This is a genomic window from Cryobacterium sp. BB736 (genome assembly GCF_014980265.1).
Taxonomy (GTDB): Bacteria; Actinomycetota; Actinomycetes; order Actinomycetales; family Microbacteriaceae; genus Terrimesophilobacter.
In genome coordinates, this window is record NZ_JABXWQ010000003.1 from 74,047 (window position 1) to 92,985 (window position 18,939).

Sequence of the window (18,939 nt, forward strand, 5' to 3'; positions counted from 1 at the left end):
TGCCCGGGCCCGGCCACCGTCACCCGCCATGGAGGAGCAGTGTCACTCACGACAGAACAGTTCGCAGAGCGGGTCTTCGCATCTGCGCTCGGATCGATCGAGATGTACTCGATTTACATCGGCGATCGCCTCGGCTACTACCGGGTTCTGGCCGGCCGCGCTGTCACCGCATCCCAGCTCGCCACTGCCACGAAGACCGACGAGCGCTATGCGCGCGAGTGGCTGGAGCAGCAGTCCGCAAGCGGCATCCTCGACGTCGACCTCAGCGGCGCAGATCCGGTGTTCACGCTTCCCATCGCGCACCGGCCGGTGCTGACCGAGGCGACCGACAGCAACTATCTGGCGCCCATGACTCGCATGCTGACTGCCGCGGGCGGACAGCTGCCTGACCTCCTCGAGGCATACCGGTCCGGCGGCGGTGTGCCGTGGGACCGGTACGGCCCAGACATGCGCGAGTCGCAAGCCGACATGAACCGCCCGTTCTTCCAGAACGAGCTCGCGGACGTCTTCGGCCGGCTGGGGCGAGTCCACGAGTTGCTCTCGAAACCGGATGCGCTGGCCGCCGATGTCGGCTGCGGCGCGGGCTGGTCGACCATCCACCTGGCCAGGGCCTACCCCAACGCGACGCTGAACGGCTTCGACATCGACGCCGTGGCGATCGAGATGGCCAGGCGCAATGCGGAGGCAGAGGGAGTCGCCGATCGGGTGACTTTCAGTTCCGACAACATCGCGGAGCACCCCGTCGATGCGCACTGCGACGTGGTCCTGGCGTTCGAGTGCATCCACGACATGCCGAGGCCCGTCCGGGTCCTGCGTGCGATGCGCTCGATGCTGAGGGACGACGGGATCTGTGTCGTCATGGACGAGGCCGTTGGCGAGAGCTTCGCCGGCCCATCCGACGATGTCGAACGGCTGATGTACGGCTTCAGCCTGCTGGTGTGCCTTCCGGATGGCCGTTCCTCCCGGCCGTCGGTCGCCACCGGAACGGTCATGAGGCCGTCAGTGCTGCGCGGATATGCGCTCGACGCGGGGTTCAGCGACTGCGCTCCGATTGCTGAGGCAGGCTTCTTCCGCTTCTACGAGCTCACGCCGTGAGCTAGACGGGTTTCATCGCTGTCGCCGGGCTGATCCACCCTGTGACCTCCCCCAACGAGATGGTGGAGCCACCCGCGCCGGGAGCCGTGGCGGTGATGCGCACCTCGTCCCCATCGGCTAAGTAGCTGATGGTCGTGCCGTCGGCGAGCGGAAGCGGATCGGTCCCGTTCCAGGTCAGTTCCAGCAGGCAGCCTCGTTGGTCACGCCGTTCGCCCGACACGGTCCCGGAGCCGAACAGCCCACCGGAACGGAGAATCGCGCCGTTCACCGTCATGTGCGCGAGCATCTGCACGGCGGTCCAGTATTGGGTGGAGAACGGCGGTCGAGAGATGACTTCGCCGTTGAGTTCGACCGCCAACCGCAGGTCGAAGCCCCACGGCTGCATGCCGCGGTCATCCAGGTACGGCGCGAGTGGAGTGTCTCTGGTCGGTGGCTGGACTCGGGCGTTCTCGAGCGCCGCGATCGGCACCACCCACGGGCTGATGGCGGTGGCAAACGACTTGCCCAGGTGCGGGCCGAGCGGCGCGGACTCGAACATCTGGATGTCGCGGGCAGACCAGTCGTTCAGCAGCACGACCCCGAAGATGTGGCGGCTCGCGTCTTCGAGCGACACCTCGGACACGGCATCCGTTGTCCCGACGACGAAGCCAACCTCCGCCTCGAAGTCCAGCTGCCGCGTCGGCCCGAACGTTGCGGCCGAGCCGTCGAGACGCAGCCCCTTGGGACGGACAACATCGGTCCCGGATGCGACAACGGTTGCCGACCGTCCGTGATAGCCGATCGGCAGGTGCTTCCAGGCCCGTGACAATTCGGGGCGCTCCGGTTGGAAGATCTCGGCGACCCTCAGGGCGTGCTGCTCCGAGGTGTAGAAGTCGACGTAATCGGACACCGTGAACGGCATGCCGATGCGCACGGATGCGATGGCGTGAACGGTCTTCGACAGCCTGTCGTCGACCGGAGTCTCGCCAAGCAGGACCGTCACGAGCTCGCGCAGCTCCGCCCATACGAGATGGCCAGCGGCGAGGATGCCATCAAGGGACGGCGTGTCGAGTGCAACGCGGAGCGCGTCCGACACCCGGGGGTGTCCAGCGAGCGCGGCTCGCAGGTCGACCACCGAGTCGCCGATGCGGACGCCGGGCCGGAAGCCGGCGCCGGCGTCGAAGGAACCGTAGGGCAGGTTGTTCAGACCGAAGCCCTGGGTGCCGTGGATATCCGCGATGCTTCCCGTTTGCGCGGCGCTCACGATGCATCCTCGAAGATCGCAACCGCGCGGGTCCAGCCGGCCGAAGCCTTATGGATCTTCACCGGGAAGCACGAGACCTGGAAGCCGAACGCTGGCACCGCTTCGAGGTTGTGCAGCTTCTCGATATGGCAGTAGCCGATGTCGCGGCCTGCCCGGTGCCCTTCCCAGATGATGCCCGCATCGCGGTCTTGCGCGTAGCGCTTGGCGGTGTAGCTGAACGGGGCATCCCAGCTCCACGCGTCGGTTCCCGTGACGCGCACGCCTTGGCGCAGCAGGTGCAGCGTCGCTTCCCGGCCCACTCCACAGCCGCGGGACACGTAATCGTCTTCCCCGTAGCGGGCGCCGGCGCTCGTGTTCACCATGACGATGTCCAGCGGCTGCAACTCGTAGCCGATGCGCGCGAGTTCGGCATCGATGTCAGCCGGCGTCAGCACGTAGCCGTCGGCTGCGTCGCGAAAGTCGAGCTTGACGCCGTTCTGGAAGCACCACTCGAGCGGGACCTCATCGATGGTCATTGCGCGCTCGCCACCATTCATGGTCGACGCGTAGTGGTAAGGCGCGTCGAGGTGAGTGCCGTTGTGGGTGGAGAGGTCGACTTGCTCCACGGCCCACGCCTCGCCGTCCGGCAGGTCGGCTGCCGTCGCACCGGGAAAGTAGCTCAACATCGCGTCTCGCGACTGGGTGTGATCGATGTAGTTGATCTTGGGTTCCATCCCCGGCGGGTCGGAGGCGATTCCCGACTTCAAAGGCACCGACAGGTCAACGATTCTGCGCATCCTTGCTCCTTGATCAGCGCTGAGACTCCTCAGCGCACGCCCCAGTCGTCGGTGCGCTCGAAGATGTACATGCCGCCGTCGTGCCGATCGGTGGCGTAGATGAGGCCGTCCGAGTTCACGATGAGGTCGTTCATCTGGATGGCACGCTTTCCGTCTGGCGATGGGGGGACGTGGTAGGCCAGTTCGCGCGGACTGAACGGATCGCTGAGGTCGTAGACCCGCACGCCCGCACTGAAATAAGTCACGAACACCTCGTCGACGCTCTGGTAGGTGCCAGCGCGCATCTCGTGAAGGTTGTGCGGACCGAAGCGCCCACCGCGAGTGTGGAAGTCACCCTGCGGCTCGGGCAGGATCGAAATCTGCCGGGGACGCTGCTCATCGGAGATGTCGAACACCCTCACGTACTTCTTCTGGGTGGCGAGGTCGTCGACGATCTCCTCCTCGGTGACGATCAGCAGATTCCGCTCCGGGATGGGCAGCACCGAGTGCACCGAGCCAGATACCTGAGGCGGGCTCGCGAGGTCGTCCAGGATGATGTGCTTGACGAGCTTCGGGGCGCTCTTGTCGGCGATGTCGAGGATGACAACCCCGCCATCCCACCACGAACAGTAGGCTCGGTCTCCCACGATGTTCGCGTGGTGGTGCCAGACGTCCCGGCCCGAGTGCCAGCGCGACTCCTCCCCCGCACCGTGGTTCATGCCGGGCAGCCACCACCGGGACACCTCGACCGGGTTCGCGGGATCGCTAAGGTCGAAGATCATGAAGATCTGCCGGTCGAAGCCCAGATCGCTTCCGCTCATGTAGACGTAGGGCTCTTCGATGTACTTGAACCGGTGCACGCCGTGACCAGGCATGTGGTAATAAGCCAGCTCGCGCGGCCGGGTCGGATCCTCGAGCGAGAACACCTTGAAGCCGGTAGGAAGCGCCGGATCCGGCTGCGCGTTGGGGTAGATCTCCTGATTGACCAGCAGGATGTCGCCCAGGATCTGCACCTTGTGGGTGCGGACGCCGTCGGGCTTTTCCATTTGGTAGACGACCCTCGGGTTCGTGGGATCTGAGATGTCGACCACGGAAGTGCCGATGCTCCTGTCTCCCATGTGCCCGACGTACGCGTACTTGTCGTAGAAGTTGACGTGCATAGCGTCGCCCGACCCGTTCAGGTCGGTGTGGCCAATGACTCTCAGGCCGCGCGCCTCGGCGTTCAGCTGGCTCACATCGGTGGTCGGGCTGTCGTGCATCTTCCTTCTCCTTGTTGCTCTCTGACGCGTAACCGGCGAGGGCATCCGGGGACGCCCTCGCCGGTCGCGGATGTGACTACTTGGCGTTGTTGATCGGCATGTCCGGGATCATCATGTCCTTGATGCCGTACTTGGACATGAGCTCCTCGTAGAAACCGATCTCCACCAGGTGCTGCAGCGCTGCGTGGAATGCATCGCGCAGTTCGTCGTTGCCCTTCTTGATCGCGGGGCCGCTCGTGGTGTTCTGCACCAAGCCCGCGACGCGGAGGTTGTCAGAGTCGCGATCCGCGTAGGCGAGCGCGACGATGATCTCGAGCACTCCGACCTCGTCCTGCTCACTCTTGACAGCGAGCGCAACACCGGCGTTGTCAACGTAGGTGTGGAAGTCGATCGCCTCTTCGCCGTTGGCGACGCACTCCTCGGACGCCGCAGTCATGGTGCGGTCGACGAGCGTGCCCTTGGTACCCGCCACCGAGTGGCCGCACAGTCCGGTGAGGTAGTCGACGTCATCCTTCTCGAACGTGTTGTTTGCGAGTACCGCGAAGCCGTTCTTGTAGATCGAGATGATGTCGAAAAGCTTCTGACGGTCGATGTTGTCACCCATTGTGGCCAGGTCGTAGCGCCCTGAATCAACACCCGGCTGCAGCGCGTCGAACGTGACGACGTCGAACTCGGCCTTGAGCCCAAGCACGGTGGCTGCAGCGTCGTACAGCTCGATGGCAACACCGACCAGCTCGCCAGCCTCGTCGGTGAACTGAGCCGGCATGTTGGTGCTGGTTGCGCCGATCTGGAGCGTGCCACGCTTGGCGATCTCCGCCGGCAGCATGTCCGCGATCTCCTGCACGAGCGCGACCTCCGTGGTGGTTTCGATGTCCGACCCCGGGGTGGCAGCCTCGCCTGGGTTGGCACACGCGCTCAGACCGAGCAGTGCGACGAGCGCTCCGGCGACGGCCACTTTGTTCTTCAGTAGCATCTTTGCTTCCTCTCTTGGTGGGTACTGCTCTCGGTTCTTGTCGGCGATAGAGCATTGCTCTCTCGTCTCACCAGCGGTGACCGCCACCGCTGACGCCTTGGGGCGCATCACGCGCGGCTAGGAGTCCGCCCTCCCGGTGTCCTGAGCCTTGAAATTGACACGCCGGTTGAATCCTCGTCCGAACCTGCGCTCAACCCAGATCTGTCCGACCATGAGCACACTTGTCAGCCCGAGGTACCAGACGCACGCGACCGTGAGCATCGGGATGGTCTCCCCGTTCTGCGCGTACACCTTCTGCACCGTCGTCAGCAGTTCGCCATAGCCGATGACCGTGACGATCGACGTGTTCTTGAACATCGTCACGACCTCATTGGCGAGCGGCGGGATCAACACCCGGATGGCCTGTGGTCCGGTCACGCGCGCGAGCTTCGTCGGCCCACTCAAACCAAGCGCATGCGAGGCCTCATGCTGGCCTGCCCCCACGGCCAGATAGCCGCCGCGGAAGATCTCGGCCGCCTTCCCTCCGAAATACAGTGAGAGACCAAGCAACGCCGCACCGAACTGGGTGACGACGTGCTTGGTTTCGATCTCAAATAGTGCCGGAAGACCCGGAATGCCGAGGCCGAGAGTGGGAACCAATGCCGCAAGAAAGTAGATGAACAGCAGCACCACCATGATCGGCAGCGCCCGGACGAGCCAGATGTACGCGAGTGCCATGACCCGCAGCGCCGCGAACCGGGACAGTCGCGCCATGCACACGAGCAGGCCGATGATGGTCCCGCATGCGAGCGCCGTCACGGTGAGCAGCAGCGTGCGGCTGACTCCCTCGAGCACGTCATCCGAGAAGAGATTCGCCGCGACGACATCCCACTTCCAGCCGGGGCTGCGGAGGAAATCGATGACCGAGAGCACGACAAGGATCGCGATCGCCGCGGCAACCCAGCGCTTGAGCTCGAAACGCCGCCGGATCGGCATTGCGGCGACCTTCTGGTGCTCAGTTCGATCCGGCACGGTTGCAGCATTGGTGGTCATCCCCTGCACCTCACTTCGAACCGGCGAAGCTACGCTCAGTCGCGTACTGGACGATGGCCTCGACAGCGGCCGTGTCCGCCCTCAGCTCTCGGCCGAGGATGACCTCGGACAGCACACGAACAGCCGTGAGCGCGGCATGGTCAACGCCGATGCGTTCGGCCAGTTGCTCGTAGGCGGCAATGCCGTAGGGCACGTCGTCGGTGAGGAAGCGGGAGTCAAGCTGCTTGGGCCCGAGACGGTTGCGATAGAGCGGGAACACCTTGACCGCGTCGAAGAAGGTATCGCCCTGCATTCCATCGCCACCGTAGGAGTTGAGTGCCCCTTCGAGCAGCGTGCGGGGACTACCGCCGAGCGCTGTCACCACGTTCACCCGTTCGCTGTCGATGGCGTCCATCAGGCGAGCGACGCCGGGCGTGAGGCCCTCGTCCCAGTAGTGCCAGTCCTCGCCGTTCTCGATTCGGGTGGCGTTGAGGATCGCGAGAGGCGGGTGGATGGTGGCGTTGATGTTGGACAGCGAGGTCGTCAGGAAATCCGCGGCCACGAGCTCCGGCAGATACCGCGAGAAGTGGTCGAGCAGTGCCGCCGTGTCCTCGTCGGAGGCGCCCGCGATGTCCAGGTTTCGCTTGCGCATGGCGATGTTCACCCGGTCCCCGGAGAGCGATCCGCCCGCGATCCAGCCCGGGACCTCACCGAAGATCGGTGACTCGATGCCCCACCTGCGGAACAGCTCGGTGGCCAACAGCGCTCCACCGAACCCACCGGGGCCCAGCAGCACCAGTTTGCCCGCGAACTGCTCGGGCCTCACGCTCAGCAAGGACTCGAGATCCTTGGCCGGCGCCGCGATCACGTAGCTGTCGCCCTCGAACTGTGCGTCCTGGGCTACCGCTTCGATGACCGCTGTGCCGCTGAGGCCGGTCCCCTCGACCTGCACGGAATGCTCGCCCGCGCCATGCTCGCTCGTGAAGAGCACGCGCTCCCCGCTTGTCAGCGCCGCGACGGCGGCAACCGGAAGTGAGCGCTCGGCGTTGTCTCCAATGACGACCAGAGTCACGTTGTTCTCCTAGCTTCGTTGATGGGTAGGTGTCTTTGCGCTCAGCGCAGCTCGGCGTCGAGTTCCGGGGCGATGGTGCCCTTCCACGGAACGGCGACGCGTGACAGGTGGTCGAGGTCGCCGGGAAGCAGCAGGTGGTCTCGACCGATCGAGGCGAGATCCGACAGGCCCAGCGCACCCATGGTGCGTCGAATCTCGTCGCGGAGGATCGACAGGGCATGGGACGCCCCCGCCTCCCCGGCTGCCGCCAGTCCGTACAGGGTCGCGCGTCCGATCATGACCGCGTCTGCTCCCAGCGCGATCGCCTTCAGCACATCGCTTCCGCGGCGGAAGCCGCTGTCGACAAGCACCGGGACGCGGCCAGCGACTGCCGCCACGATACTGGGCAGCATCTCCAGCGGAGATGGGGCCGAGTCGTTCGTTGCGCCGCCGTGGTTGCTGACCACGATGGCGTCGGCACCGGCGCTGATCGCCTGAACCGCGTCATCCGGGTGCAGAATTCCCTTGATGATGAGGGTACGCGGCCACAGGTCGCGAACGCGCTGGAAGAAGGTCCAGTCGAGGGAGTCCTCCTTGACGAACCAGGCCCGTCGTTCCGCTGCGGTCATCCCCTCGGGGACATCGGTGTTGGTCATACCCGGGAGCTGGCGCTCCTTGAGGAGGTACCTTGCCGGTGTGCCGAGCGCCCAATGCGGGTGACGCACCCCTTCGAAGAGGTGGCCGAGCTTGACCCGCTCGAGCGGGAACTTGATGTCCTGGCGCTTGTCCCACGGCCGGTTGTACGGGATGGTGGAGTCGACCGTCAGGAACAGCGCCTCGAAGCCGGCATCCCTGGCCCGCTCGACCCCGCGCAGCGACGATTCGAGGTCGCGCCACATGATGGCCTGGTACCACTGCGTGCCGCCGCCCTCTTCGAGCACGGTCTCCATCGGCGTGGCGGTGGTGCTGGTCAGGGTGAAGGGAATATTCGCCTTCGCCGCGGCGCGCGCGAGTGAGACCTCACCCCGATAGGAGATCCAGCTGGTTATGCCGGTGGGTGTGATGATGAGCGGCAGGTCGTGCTTCTTGCCGAAGAGGGTGATCGACGGGTCCCGCTGCGAGACATCCTGGAGGATGCGGTGGATGAGCTTGATGCGCTCGAACACCTCACGGTTGTGGCGGTATGAGACGTCGTCCTCACTGCCGTGGTCCAGCTGATTGAACAGCGCAACGGGCAGTCGCCGCTTGGCGATGAGGCGCAGGTCGTTGATCTCCACTGCCTTGTCAAGACGTACCACTGATCTAGCTCCTGTCCGGGTTCTGTGCCTTGTGCGCTGTACTCACTCAGCTCACCTGCTTCTCGTGCTGCTCGCCGATCGCCGCGAAGAAGGCGCGGCCGCGCTCGGTCTGCGGGTTGGAGAGCACCTCACGGGGCGCTCCCTGCTCGATGATCCGGCCGTCGGCCATCACAACCAGCTCGTCGGCGATGTCGCGTGCGAAGTTCATCTCGTGGGTGACGATCACCATCGTCGTGCCGTCGTTCGCGAGACTCCGCATCACCTCGAGCACCTCGTGCACAAGCTCGGGGTCCAGTGCACTCGTCGGCTCATCGAAGAGCATCACCTCGGGCTGCATTGCCAGCGCCCGCGCGATGGCGACACGCTGCTGCTGTCCTCCGGACAGCTCGTTGGGGTAGTTGCCAAGCTTGTCGCCAAGGCCGACGCGCGCGAGGTGCTCTTTCGCGACCTGCTTCGCCTCGGATTGGGAGAGGCCCCTAACGGTCTTGGGCGCGAGCATGACGTTCTGCAGTGCGGTGAGGTTCGGGAACAGGTTGAACGACTGGAACACCATCCCGAAGTTCAGGACCTGCTCCCGCGACTTGGTCCTCGACACCGGAACCCGGTAGCCGCCCCGAACCTCTTCGTGGCAGAGCTCCCCCTTGAAGAAGATCGCACCGCCATCGATCGATTCCAGCCCGTTGATCGTCCGCAAGAGCGTGGACTTTCCGGAGCCCGAAGGACCGACGATGCAGGTAACCGAGCCTGCGGCGATCGAGAGGTCAACTCCGTACAGTGCCTGGAAGGAGCCGAACTTCTTCTCCACCCTGACCAGCTCGAGAATGAGCTCCGTGGAAGCGTTCACCGAACACCACCTTTCTGATTGATCGACTCTGAGAGAGGAACAGCGACCGTGACCGGCACGTCTGGCCCGAATTCCTGGTTTTCGTCATGCCGGAAGACCCTGCGATCGAATCCGCGCCCGAACTTTCGCTCCAGCCGCAGCTGACCGACCATGAGGATGCTGGTCAGGGCGAGGTACCAGACACACGCGACGGTGAGCATCGGGATGGTCTCGAAGTTGGTCGCGTACAGCCGTTGCGTGGTTGTCAGCAGCTCAGCGAAGCCGACGACGGACACGAGCGATGTGTTCTTGAACATCGTGACGACCTCGTTCGCCATCGGCGGGATGATGACACGAATCGCCTGCGGACCGATGACGCGGCTGAGCGCCGTCCACGGTCCGAGCCCGAGGGCCTGCACTGCCTCGCGCTGCCCGGCTCCCACTGCGATGAACCCAGACCGGAAGATCTCGGCCGTCTTGCCGCCGAGGTAGAAGGACAGTCCGACGACGGCCGCAGTGAACGGCGTGATCAGGTCGTTCGTCGGCCACTCGACGACGTAGGGCAGGAAAGGCAATCCGATGCCGAGGGTGGGCTTCAGCACGCCGAGGAAGTAGATGAGCAGCAGGATCACGAGCGGCGGCGTCGCGCGCACGATCCACACGTAGACGAACGCCGCGCCGCGCAGCACTGAGAAGCGGGACAGACGGGCCAGGCACACTATGAGGCCAGTGAGCAGGCCGAACATCAGCGCCAGCACGGTGAGCCAGACGGTGTTGAGCACGCCGAGCATGATGCGCTGGGAGAACAGGTACGACCACACGAGTGGCCAGTCCCAAGCCTCGTTGAAGATCAGGAGATTCAATACCACCGCGGCCACGTAGATCCCCACGATGAGGAGGATCCACCGGGTGATCTCGAAGCGGCGCTTCTGCGGCAGGCTCAGCAGCCGGTCGGTGCTTAGCGTCTTCTCACGAGTTGGTGACGACATCTGTGTCTCTCCAGTGCGCTTACAGGGTGGTTCCGGCGGCGTCACCGGCGGTCAGGCTGGATTCGGTTTCGAGGAACCGACCCGGACGGTAGGCGGCGAGCAGCTCGCTCTGCTCACCAGTGGCGATCTCATAAGCGAGCAGGCGGCCGATGAGGGGTGCGAGCACTCCGCCGCTGTGCATCACGGCGTCGTAGTAGCCGGGCACGGCCGCGACCTCGCCGACGCGTGGGAGGCCGTCCGCGGGGAACGGGCGAATGCCGACCCTCGTGACCACCGAGCGAATCGGCGCACTGCCCGGAAGCACCCGCTCGAATTGGCCGACGACGTGGTCGACGAACTCGTTCCGTTCCATGCCGCCGGTGAAGCTGCTGTCGCGGCTGGCCGCGCCCACGTCAGACTTCCAGCCGAGGAGGCTGCGCAACCGGATCACGCCGTCGATCTCAGGCTTGATGGCCAGCCCCTCCACCGTGATCATGCGGCCGAGCGGCTGACCGTTCACCTTCACGAGCACGCCGATGCCGGGCTGGGGGCGCATCGGCATCGGGATGCCGTACAGGCCGGCTACTTGGTCCGCTGACGCTCCGGCAGCGTTCACGACGGCATCCGCGTCGATCCAGGTGCCGTCATCGAGTGTCACCCGGTGCCGGCCGCCGGAGAGCTGCCCGAGGCCGATCACTCGGGATCCGATGTGGCCGATCGCGCCGCTCTCGGTGGCGGACTCGAAGAGGATTCGGGTGAGCAATGAGCCTATGACGGAGAACTCGCTCGTGAAGTGGGCGACACGGAGGTCGGGGCGCTCGAAGACGACGTTCGGCTCCAGTTGCGCGTTCACCTGCGCGGCGCTCAGCACCTCGACCGGCATCCCGTGCTCTCGGGATTCGGCAACGGTTCCATCGAAGTCACCGTCGGCGTCCTCGGTGAGCAAGGTACCGCCCACTGTGAGCCACGGCGTGGAGGGGAACAACTCGGCGAGCCGGAGGTGCTCTTCCATTCCGTGCAGTCGGAGGTTGCGATATCCCTCGTCTGCTGTGCCGCGAGCGGTGACCCAACCCGTGCCCGCCTCGGTGACACCTGCACCCGGATAGCCGGCATCAACGATCGTGACGCGCACATTCGGGAGTCGTGACAGGTGGTACGCCACGGATGCGCCGACAATGCCGGCTCCGATGACACAGACTTCCTTCACGTCCCGCAACCTCCCGCTAGGTGCTTCGGATGCGGCGATCCCCTAAGGAATCGAACGCCACATCCTTGTGGTCTCTTGAATCCATCGCGGCGCTGCCGCCCGGAACAAAGTGTATTCAATCCTACAGACTCGGGAGCCAATCACAAACGGTTTGCATGCGACTTTGTCCCACTGTCTCCGGCGCGGAATGGGCGCCTTCGACATCGTGTGGGGTAAGTATTGCATACCAAGCGCGTCACTCAACCGATTGCTTAGAAACAAGTTGAGGCTTATTGCATGCAAAAAATGAATAGATGCGAGCGTGCGCTCATGGTGGTGACCAGCCGGGGTCAGGCAGGGGTCGCTCAGTCCAGTTCGCGCAGACCCAGCAAAACGAGCTCCCCGGATCGCAGTACGTGGCGGATCATCGCCTGACGAGCGGCGCGGCCGTCTCCGGCCTCGATCGCCTCTCGGATGGCACGGTGCTGCGCGACGTTCGAGCGCATGAGACGGACATCCCTGCCGAGTTCATTCCAGGTCAGGTTGCGCGGGAGTTGGTTGTGAATCCACGCCAGGGCCGAGACGAGAGTCTGGTTGCGTGCTGCCGCAAGGATGATCTCGTGGAACTCATCGTTGGCCTGGGTCCACCGCTGCCTGCCAACCTCGACGCTTGTGTCCGCATCGGAGACCTCGGTGACAGCGGCCTCGAAAAGCTCCTCCGCTGCGATCAGCTGGTCGATCTGCAGCTGTGTGGCGAACGTCGCGGCCAGCTCGGCGGCGAGGCCCTCGAGTTCGGCGCGGACGCGGTAGCCATCCTCAATCTCGCCCGCCGATGGAACCCTGATCCGAGCGCCGCGGTTGGGGATGAGCTCGACCACTCCTGTTGCGCTGAGGGATTGAATCGCTTCGCGCACCGGGGTTCGGCTTGTGCCGAATTCCTCTGCGATCTTGCTCTGGCGCAGCCATGATCCGAGGGGAAGCTCGCCGGAAGAGACTTGCTTCGTCAACTCCGCGGCAATGCGATCGGACAACCCCGCATTCGGGTCAGCGCCCTGCTGCTGGGTCGGGTCTGTCGTCTTCACACTGCGATCGTAGTTGTTCACCACTCGGTTGGCCACACATGATTAAGGAATGAATGCGACCTAATCCATTTGGTATACAATCCATGTGAAACGGATTGTCCGGTTAGTGAATAGTGAGCAACGATGCCTGAACTTGACCTTGTGCCCATCCTTCTCCTCGCACTGGCCGGGCTCGGCGCTGGGATGATCAATACGATCGTCGGATCCGGATCTCTCATCACGTTTCCGGCGCTGCTCGCCGTCGGCTATCCACCGGTGCTAGCCAACGTCACGAACAACCTGGGCGTGCTTCCAGGATCGATCAGCGGGGCCATCGGGTACCGCCGGGAGCTCAAAGGGCAGTGGCGGTCGATCGTTCCCCTGATGATCTCGTCCGGGATTGGAGGGGTCGCCGGGGCGCTGTTGTTGCTGGTGCTTCCCGCCGAAGTGTTCAACGGCGTCGTGCCCGTGCTCATCGCACTCGCGTGCGTGCTCGTCGTCACCGGCCCGACAATCAAGCGGCACATCGCTGCCCGGCAAGAGCTCGCACGCGCGCGACGCAATCAGGCTCTCGCCGCTCAGCATGCCGTGGCCCTGGCAGACAATGGCGAGCCGGAGTTCCGCGAGAACCGTCCGGGATTGGCTGTTGCGACAGCCCTCTCCGGCACCTACGGCGGCTACTTCGGTGCCGCGCAGGGCGTCATCCTGCTGTCCATCCTGTCGATAATGCTCAAGGGTTCCCTGCAGCGCGCCAATGCCATGAAGAACGTTCTCACGGCAGCCGCCAACTTCACGGCCGGTGTCGTCTTCGTCGCATTGACTCCGATCGACTGGTTTGCGGCAGGGATCATCGCCGTGGGCGCGATCGTGGGCGGTCAGCTGGGCGCGAAGCTTGGGCGTCGCATTCCGGAGCTCGCCTTGCGCATCACCATCGTGGTCGTCGGCGTCATCGCGATCGTTGCGCTTCTGATCGACAAGTCCTGATCGGCGACTGATGGAAACGGCACGGCTCACGCGCGTCCAGCGTGTCGCGCTTTATGCGGGCGGCTTCCTTGGCCCGTTCGGCGGGCTCATGACCTCCTCGATCCTTCCTGAGCTGGGTGCCTCGTACGGCATCTCGCCGGAAGAGGCATCGGTGTCGATCATGGTCTACCTGCTGCCGTTCGCGACCACCATGCTCGTGTCCGGGTCCATCAGCGCACGCTGGGGCATCCGCCGCATGATGACCACGGCGTACGTCGTGATCACAGCAGCGGGAGTGCTGTGCGCAGTGGCGCCCAGCTGGCACGTGTTCCTTGCCGGGTACTTCCTGCTCGGGGTGAGCAACGCCTTCACCAACCCGCTCATCGTGACGCTGCTCAGCCGGTTCACCGCCGTGGACCGTCTCGGTCGAACCCTCGGGATCTTCGGCGCGGTGGCCGCCACCGGACAACTCTCGGCGCCGCTGGTGAGCGGCTTGTTCGCAGAGTTGACCTGGCGCTACGCGTTCATCTTCGTCGCTGTCTACGCGCTCCTGCTGTGTACGATACGACTGCCCTCGATTCCGAATCAGCAGAGGCAGACAGGGAGCAGGACGCTCTCTTGGCCAATCGTCTGGCTGTGCGTGACAAACCTCACGATCGGTGCGTGCGTCACCGGACTTGGGTTCCTCGTCGCGTTATTCGCCTACGACAACCTGGGCTCGAGCGCCTCCGAGCGCGGCATCATCCTGATGATCGGGGGCGTCTCATCGCTCATCGTCGCCCCGCTAGCCGGGTCCGCTGTGGATCGCTGGGGTTCGCGTACTGTCAGCCTTGCCGCCCTGCTCATCAGCGCGAGCTTCATTCTCGCGGTGCCACTTGCGATCAACCCTCTGATGCTCGCCGTGCTGTGGGCGGTAGCCATTCCGTGCGCCCTGGCCGTCGCGCTGAGCATCAACAAGCATGTGCTTGGGCTGCGCTCAGCTGACTCCGCCATCTCGTTCGTGCAGGCGTTCCGGTTCTTCGGAGCCGGCGTTGCCCCGATGGTACTGATGCCGATCTACCTGTGGCAGAACGCATGGGGCTTCATTGTCGCCGCCATTGTGCTGCTGGCCACTATCCTGCTCCACCTCGTCGCGCGTCCATTCGACAGCCAGCGTGCCACCGCCACCGAGACCGCGTGAGCTGACGGGGAGCAGCGTTAATCGATGGCGGGCGCCCACTTTCGTGGGCGCCCGCTGTTCAGACTAGGCCGGTGTCAGCCGACGTTGACGGTCAACTGGCCGACTCCGCCGATCGTCGCGACGATCTGGTCGCCCGGCTCGATCTTGCCCACTCCCGGAGGGGCACCCGTCGTCACAACGTCTCCCGGCACCAGGGTCATCACGCGCGAGATGTTGGAGATGAGCTGGGGCACAGAGACGATCATGTCTCCCGCACGCACGTCCTGGCGCACGACGCCGTTCAGATGCATGACGATCGGCAGGTCCTCCCACGAGGACACCTCGTCTGCGGTGACAACCCACGGCCCGATCGGCGTGAACCCGTCGTACGACTTGCGCCGCGACCGGTCGCCCGAGCCGCGCTCGGTGATGTCGAGCAGGATCGTCCAGCCCAGCACGTGCTCAAGAGCCGACTCGACCGGGATGTCCTTGCCGCCCTTGCCGATGATGAAGGCCAGCTCGCACTCGTAGTGGATTTCCGCTTCAAGCTCCGGCAGCACGATCTCTCCGCCACCGGTGATCGAACTGGGTGCCTTGAGGAAGAAGTCGGACGTGAGCATCCACTCGGGCAGTCCGCGGTTGCTCATCTCCTCCACGTGCTCGGTGTAGTTCGAGGCGGCGGCGATGACCTTGGTGGGGTTCAGCACGGGTGCCCGGAGCTCGACGCTGTCGAGCGCATGCCGGCTCCCGGTTGCCGTCGCCGCGGTGATCGCATCCTTCAGTGAGTCGAAGTCACGGCACAGACGGACCCAGTAGCCCGCCCCAAGCCCCTGGTCATGCTCGGGCAGTGCCGAGGTCACGTCAACGACGGTCTGGTCGTCGACGACCACCCCGAGTCGATCGTCGTTGAAAATTGCAAGCTTCACTGCGTTTCCTCTCGTTCCATCATGGCGATGAAGTAGTCCCACGCCTTTGCGTGGCCGGCTGGTGTGTTGGTTCGCCACGCCTCGACCTGCATGGCATCCAGCGAGCGCACTGGGCCGAGCGAGATCGCGCGCAACAGGGATTCGGCCGTCTGCTCGAGCGTCACGGCGCGGACGACCGTCGCCTCGACGCTTGGCCCCACGATGACGCTGCCATGCGCGTGAAGGAGGGCTGCGGGACCGTCACCGATCACGTCGACGAGCCGGTCCCCCGCCTCAGACGATGAAATCGGGCCCGTCTCATCTAGCACGGGCACTGGCGCGTGCAGCCACGGCGTCGCGATGCCGAACACCGGCAGGATCTGCTGGGTGCTGATGCTGAAGGCACGGCTCATCGGCGAGTGCGAATGGACGATCGAGCGAACATCAGGGCGCGCGCGATAGATGCGCGCGTGGATCGCCCATTCGAGCGGCACGGTGCCCGCCCCATCGAGCACCGTGCCCTCCTCGTCGATCACCATCAGATCGTCAGCGCTTGCGAGACCTGGGGCCTTGCGAGCTGAGATCGCGAATGAGTTGGTGCCGGGCAGCCGGTAGGTGAGGTGACCCGAGCTGTCAAAGATGCCCAGGCGGTCGAGGATGCGGCAACCGACGACGATCAGGTCGTCCAATTCACCTGTTCGACCGGTCATCTCAGTCCCATTCGTACTGCGCGGACGGGTTGCCGAGTGCGCCACCGCGGGAGATCGCTGCTTGCTTCGCGGTCTCGTAGTCACCGAGGTCGAAGATGATCTCGAGGCGGTAGCCCCAAGGGTCGTCCATGTAGAGCGAGAGCAGACCGAGGCCACCGTGACCGTACGGCCCGAGAACCTCGACACCGTTCGCCTCGAGGTGAGCAATCCATTCATCGAGCTGCTCTGCAGGGGCGTGCATCGCGTAGTGGTAGAAGTGGAGGTCGGTCGGGCGCTGCATGACCGGGCCCTCTGCAAGGTTAATGACGGCCGTGCCGAACTGCACCCACACCTGACGGTTGCGCTTCGCAGCGACGTCGGATGCGTTCCAGCCGGTGCGCATGATCTCGGTCCCCTTGAAGACGCGCTGATACCAGTCACTGGCAGCTTCGACGTCCGGCACGGGGTAGGTGATGTGGTGCCATCCGGTGATTGTCATTATTCGCTCCTTCTTGGTGACAGCGTTGAGGGGGAATTTCGCAGCTCGGCGACGATCGATGAGACGGCTCCTTCGAACCGCTCCATTCGCCGCAGGTCGCGGAAGCGGGTAGGCAGCTCAGCGATCGACGCCGTGGGGTCATCGTCGTCAGCATGACGCTCGGCGATGCTTCGGAGCGCGCTCAGCAGTTCGATCATGTCATCCAGGACGCCAGCACTGCCGGCGGTGCCATGCCCAGGGACGACACGCTCTGGCTTCAGCCCTTCCAGCACGGCAAGTGCTTCAATCCACCCTGCCGTGTTCGCGTCGCGCAATACCGGCATGACATTCGTGAACACGACATCGCCGGTGAACACGGTGCTGGTGCGCTGATCGAAAACAACGACGTCTCCGGGTGTGTGGGCATGGCCAACCGGAATAAGGCGCACAGCTCGCCCGTCCACGTCGATGGTGGTCGTCGAGTCGACCGGCTGCGTCACGACCGGGACCGCTGCAGAAGCCAACTCGTCCCTGTGGTCGGGAAGCAGCTCGATCAGGCGATCGCGCTCATGCACACCTCGCTCGTCGAGGAGTCGAGCCGCCCGGTCGCTCGCGATCACCGGCACATCCGCCAACCCCGCCGCTCCGAACACATGGTCAGCGTGGTGGTGGGTGAGCACGAGCTGCGCATTCGCACCGTCCGTGGCTTGGCGCCAGAATTCTCGTGCCGCCGAGGGCAGGCTGCCTGCGTCGACCAATAGTGCACTCGAACCGCTTGTGATCACGGACAGGTTGGATGCGCCAGGCGAGCTCGCGAACACCCGGATGCCATCGCCAAAGTGCTCAAGGCTCATGCTGCCGACTCCGGAACAATGACGACCTTGCCCTGCAGTCCGCCAGCCTCCACCGCGGCGTGGGCGGCAGCAGCGTCTGCCAGGTCGAAGACCTTGTCGACTCGCGGTCGCAGTCTGCCCTCATCGACCAGCCTGAGCACCAGACGCAGGTCCTCGAAGGTGCTGCTGGTCGAAAACAGCAGGCTGAGATTGCGCCGATACAGGTCGCGAAGAGTGAGCCCGACCTCACCACCGCTCGCACCACCGCAGCACACGAGCCTGCCCTCCGGGGCGAGCGAATCGACGCTGCCGGCCCACGTATCGGAACCAACTGTTTCCACGACGACGTCGACTCCCCCTGGCGCAATCGACTCCAACTGAGGCGCGAAGTCGGTCGTGGTGTCCACAACCCCCAACGCGCGCACCTCGTCGGAGAGTTCTCGCAAGTTCTGGGGCGTCCGGGAACCGAGGACGACGCGGGCGCCGAACAGCGCGGCGATCTGCGCCGCTGCCGTGCCGACGCTGCCTGCGGCACCGACGACGAAAACCACATCGGCTGGGCTCACCCTCGCCCGGGTGACGAGCAGATGCCACGCCGTTCCGAACGACACCGCAGTACTTGCCGCGACAGCGAAAGAGGTGCTGTCGGCGATGGGGATGAGATTGCGGGTCGGGACGCTGCAGAACTCGGCGTACCCGCCGGCGTGATGGATCCCCAGGAACTCTCGCTGCGCGCACGAGTTGTCGCGACCGGAACGGCAGTAGGCACACTCACCGCAGGAGATGTTCGGCGCTACGGCGACCCTCGTGCCGGGATCGGGCGCTGCGGCGTCGGGGCTGGAGATCACCGTGCCCGCCATGCTCGCACCGAGCACGTGAGGAAACCGAAGCTGCCAACCGGCGCCGTTCAGCCGGGTCCGGACGTCGAGGCCCGGTTCGACACCTGCAGCACCTACCCGGATCAGCGTCTCACCGCTGGTTGGCACCGGCGCCGGAAGCTCGCTCAATCGCAGTACCTCTGGACCGCCGTGCGACCGCAGGATGCTCGCTCTCATCGCGTTGGCACGCTCGCTCACTGGCGGCGTTCTCCTGACAGACGCATCGCGAGTCCTCCTTTGGCTAGCTCACGCCACTTAAGTGCGTGTGGGCGGCCCCGCTCCCCACCCGATATGAACCCTAGGGCTCCAGC

The 18,939-nt window shown here is 64.7% G+C and carries 19 protein-coding genes; 3 read left to right on the forward strand and 16 right to left on the reverse strand.

Features of this window, described 5'->3' with window-relative positions; genetic code table 11:
- The first annotated feature begins 39 nt into the window (after nucleotides 1-39).
- Nucleotides 40-1,095 carry a class I SAM-dependent methyltransferase gene (locus tag IRG63_RS14090; protein WP_370566215.1) on the forward strand — a complete coding sequence of 352 codons (1,056 nt, stop codon included), beginning with the start codon at nucleotides 40-42 and terminating at the stop codon, nucleotides 1,093-1,095.
- A 1-nt stretch (nucleotide 1,096) separates the two neighbouring features.
- On the opposite strand, the gene IRG63_RS08530 is transcribed toward IRG63_RS14090, so the two are convergent.
- From IRG63_RS08530 to IRG63_RS08580, 11 genes are all read right to left on the reverse strand, one after another.
- Nucleotides 1,097-2,338, reverse strand: coding sequence for a fumarylacetoacetate hydrolase family protein (locus IRG63_RS08530; RefSeq protein WP_349236153.1), 1,242 nt, complete (start codon nucleotides 2,336-2,338; stop codon nucleotides 1,097-1,099).
- Entirely contained in the window at nucleotides 2,335-3,114 is a 780-nt protein-coding gene (locus IRG63_RS08535) for a cyclase family protein (protein WP_193509869.1), read from the reverse strand. The genes IRG63_RS08530 and IRG63_RS08535 overlap by 4 nt, the downstream gene beginning before the upstream one ends.
- Before the next feature lie 29 nt (nucleotides 3,115-3,143).
- Nucleotides 3,144-4,352, reverse strand: coding sequence for an LVIVD repeat-containing protein (locus IRG63_RS08540; protein WP_193509870.1), 1,209 nt, complete (start codon nucleotides 4,350-4,352; stop codon nucleotides 3,144-3,146).
- A gap of 76 nt (nucleotides 4,353-4,428) precedes the next feature.
- Nucleotides 4,429-5,325, reverse strand: coding sequence for a transporter substrate-binding domain-containing protein (locus IRG63_RS08545; RefSeq protein ID WP_193509871.1), 897 nt, complete (start codon nucleotides 5,323-5,325; stop codon nucleotides 4,429-4,431).
- 117 nt (nucleotides 5,326-5,442) lie between these two features.
- Nucleotides 5,443-6,357: an amino acid ABC transporter permease gene (locus tag IRG63_RS08550; RefSeq protein ID WP_168626723.1), complete on the reverse strand. Its 915-nt coding sequence runs from the start codon at nucleotides 6,355-6,357 to the stop codon at nucleotides 5,443-5,445.
- Between the two features lie 10 nt (nucleotides 6,358-6,367).
- Nucleotides 6,368-7,408 carry an NAD/NADP octopine/nopaline dehydrogenase family protein gene (locus IRG63_RS08555; RefSeq protein ID WP_193509872.1) on the reverse strand — a complete coding sequence of 347 codons (1,041 nt, stop codon included), beginning with the start codon at nucleotides 7,406-7,408 and terminating at the stop codon, nucleotides 6,368-6,370.
- Nucleotides 7,409-7,449: 41 nt separating this feature from the next.
- Complete coding sequence (locus IRG63_RS08560) at nucleotides 7,450-8,685, reverse strand: alpha-hydroxy acid oxidase (protein WP_168626721.1); 1,236 nt, start codon at nucleotides 8,683-8,685, stop codon at nucleotides 7,450-7,452.
- Nucleotides 8,686-8,731: 46 nt separating this feature from the next.
- Entirely contained in the window at nucleotides 8,732-9,529 is a 798-nt protein-coding gene (locus tag IRG63_RS08565) for an amino acid ABC transporter ATP-binding protein (protein WP_349236152.1), read from the reverse strand.
- Nucleotides 9,526-10,497 carry an amino acid ABC transporter permease gene (locus IRG63_RS08570; RefSeq protein WP_168626720.1) on the reverse strand — a complete coding sequence of 324 codons (972 nt, stop codon included), beginning with the start codon at nucleotides 10,495-10,497 and terminating at the stop codon, nucleotides 9,526-9,528. Before IRG63_RS08570 ends, IRG63_RS08565 begins: the two co-directional genes overlap by 4 nt.
- A gap of 19 nt (nucleotides 10,498-10,516) precedes the next feature.
- Nucleotides 10,517-11,683, reverse strand: coding sequence for an FAD-dependent oxidoreductase (locus tag IRG63_RS08575; protein ID WP_168626719.1), 1,167 nt, complete (start codon nucleotides 11,681-11,683; stop codon nucleotides 10,517-10,519).
- Nucleotides 11,684-12,027: 344 nt separating this feature from the next.
- Nucleotides 12,028-12,744 carry a GntR family transcriptional regulator gene (locus tag IRG63_RS08580; RefSeq protein WP_168626718.1) on the reverse strand — a complete coding sequence of 239 codons (717 nt, stop codon included), beginning with the start codon at nucleotides 12,742-12,744 and terminating at the stop codon, nucleotides 12,028-12,030.
- Nucleotides 12,745-12,867: 123 nt separating this feature from the next.
- Between IRG63_RS08580 and IRG63_RS08585 the strand changes: the two genes are divergently transcribed.
- Nucleotides 12,868-13,707, forward strand: coding sequence for a sulfite exporter TauE/SafE family protein (locus IRG63_RS08585; RefSeq protein ID WP_168626717.1), 840 nt, complete (start codon nucleotides 12,868-12,870; stop codon nucleotides 13,705-13,707).
- Nucleotides 13,708-13,717: 10 nt separating this feature from the next.
- Complete coding sequence (locus IRG63_RS08590; protein ID WP_168626716.1) at nucleotides 13,718-14,866, forward strand: MFS transporter; 1,149 nt, start codon at nucleotides 13,718-13,720, stop codon at nucleotides 14,864-14,866.
- A gap of 74 nt (nucleotides 14,867-14,940) precedes the next feature.
- On the opposite strand, the gene IRG63_RS08595 is transcribed toward IRG63_RS08590, so the two are convergent.
- The 5 genes from IRG63_RS08595 to IRG63_RS08615 are packed head-to-tail and all read right to left on the reverse strand — an operon-like array spanning nucleotide 14,941 to nucleotide 18,826.
- Nucleotides 14,941-15,771: a fumarylacetoacetate hydrolase family protein gene (locus IRG63_RS08595; protein WP_193509873.1), complete on the reverse strand. Its 831-nt coding sequence runs from the start codon at nucleotides 15,769-15,771 to the stop codon at nucleotides 14,941-14,943.
- Nucleotides 15,768-16,460, reverse strand: a complete 693-nt coding sequence (locus IRG63_RS08600; RefSeq protein ID WP_168626714.1) for a class II aldolase/adducin family protein — start codon at nucleotides 16,458-16,460, stop codon at nucleotides 15,768-15,770. The genes IRG63_RS08595 and IRG63_RS08600 overlap by 4 nt, the downstream gene beginning before the upstream one ends.
- A gap of 1 nt (nucleotide 16,461) precedes the next feature.
- Nucleotides 16,462-16,938 carry a VOC family protein gene (locus tag IRG63_RS08605; RefSeq protein ID WP_168626713.1) on the reverse strand — a complete coding sequence of 159 codons (477 nt, stop codon included), beginning with the start codon at nucleotides 16,936-16,938 and terminating at the stop codon, nucleotides 16,462-16,464.
- Nucleotides 16,938-17,771 carry an MBL fold metallo-hydrolase gene (locus IRG63_RS08610; protein WP_168626712.1) on the reverse strand — a complete coding sequence of 278 codons (834 nt, stop codon included), beginning with the start codon at nucleotides 17,769-17,771 and terminating at the stop codon, nucleotides 16,938-16,940. The genes IRG63_RS08605 and IRG63_RS08610 overlap by 1 nt, the downstream gene beginning before the upstream one ends.
- On the reverse strand, nucleotides 17,768-18,826 hold the full coding sequence (locus IRG63_RS08615) for a zinc-binding dehydrogenase (protein WP_193509874.1): 1,059 nt from the start codon (nucleotides 18,824-18,826) through the stop codon (nucleotides 17,768-17,770). The genes IRG63_RS08610 and IRG63_RS08615 overlap by 4 nt, the downstream gene beginning before the upstream one ends.
- Nucleotides 18,827-18,939 lie beyond the last annotated feature (113 nt).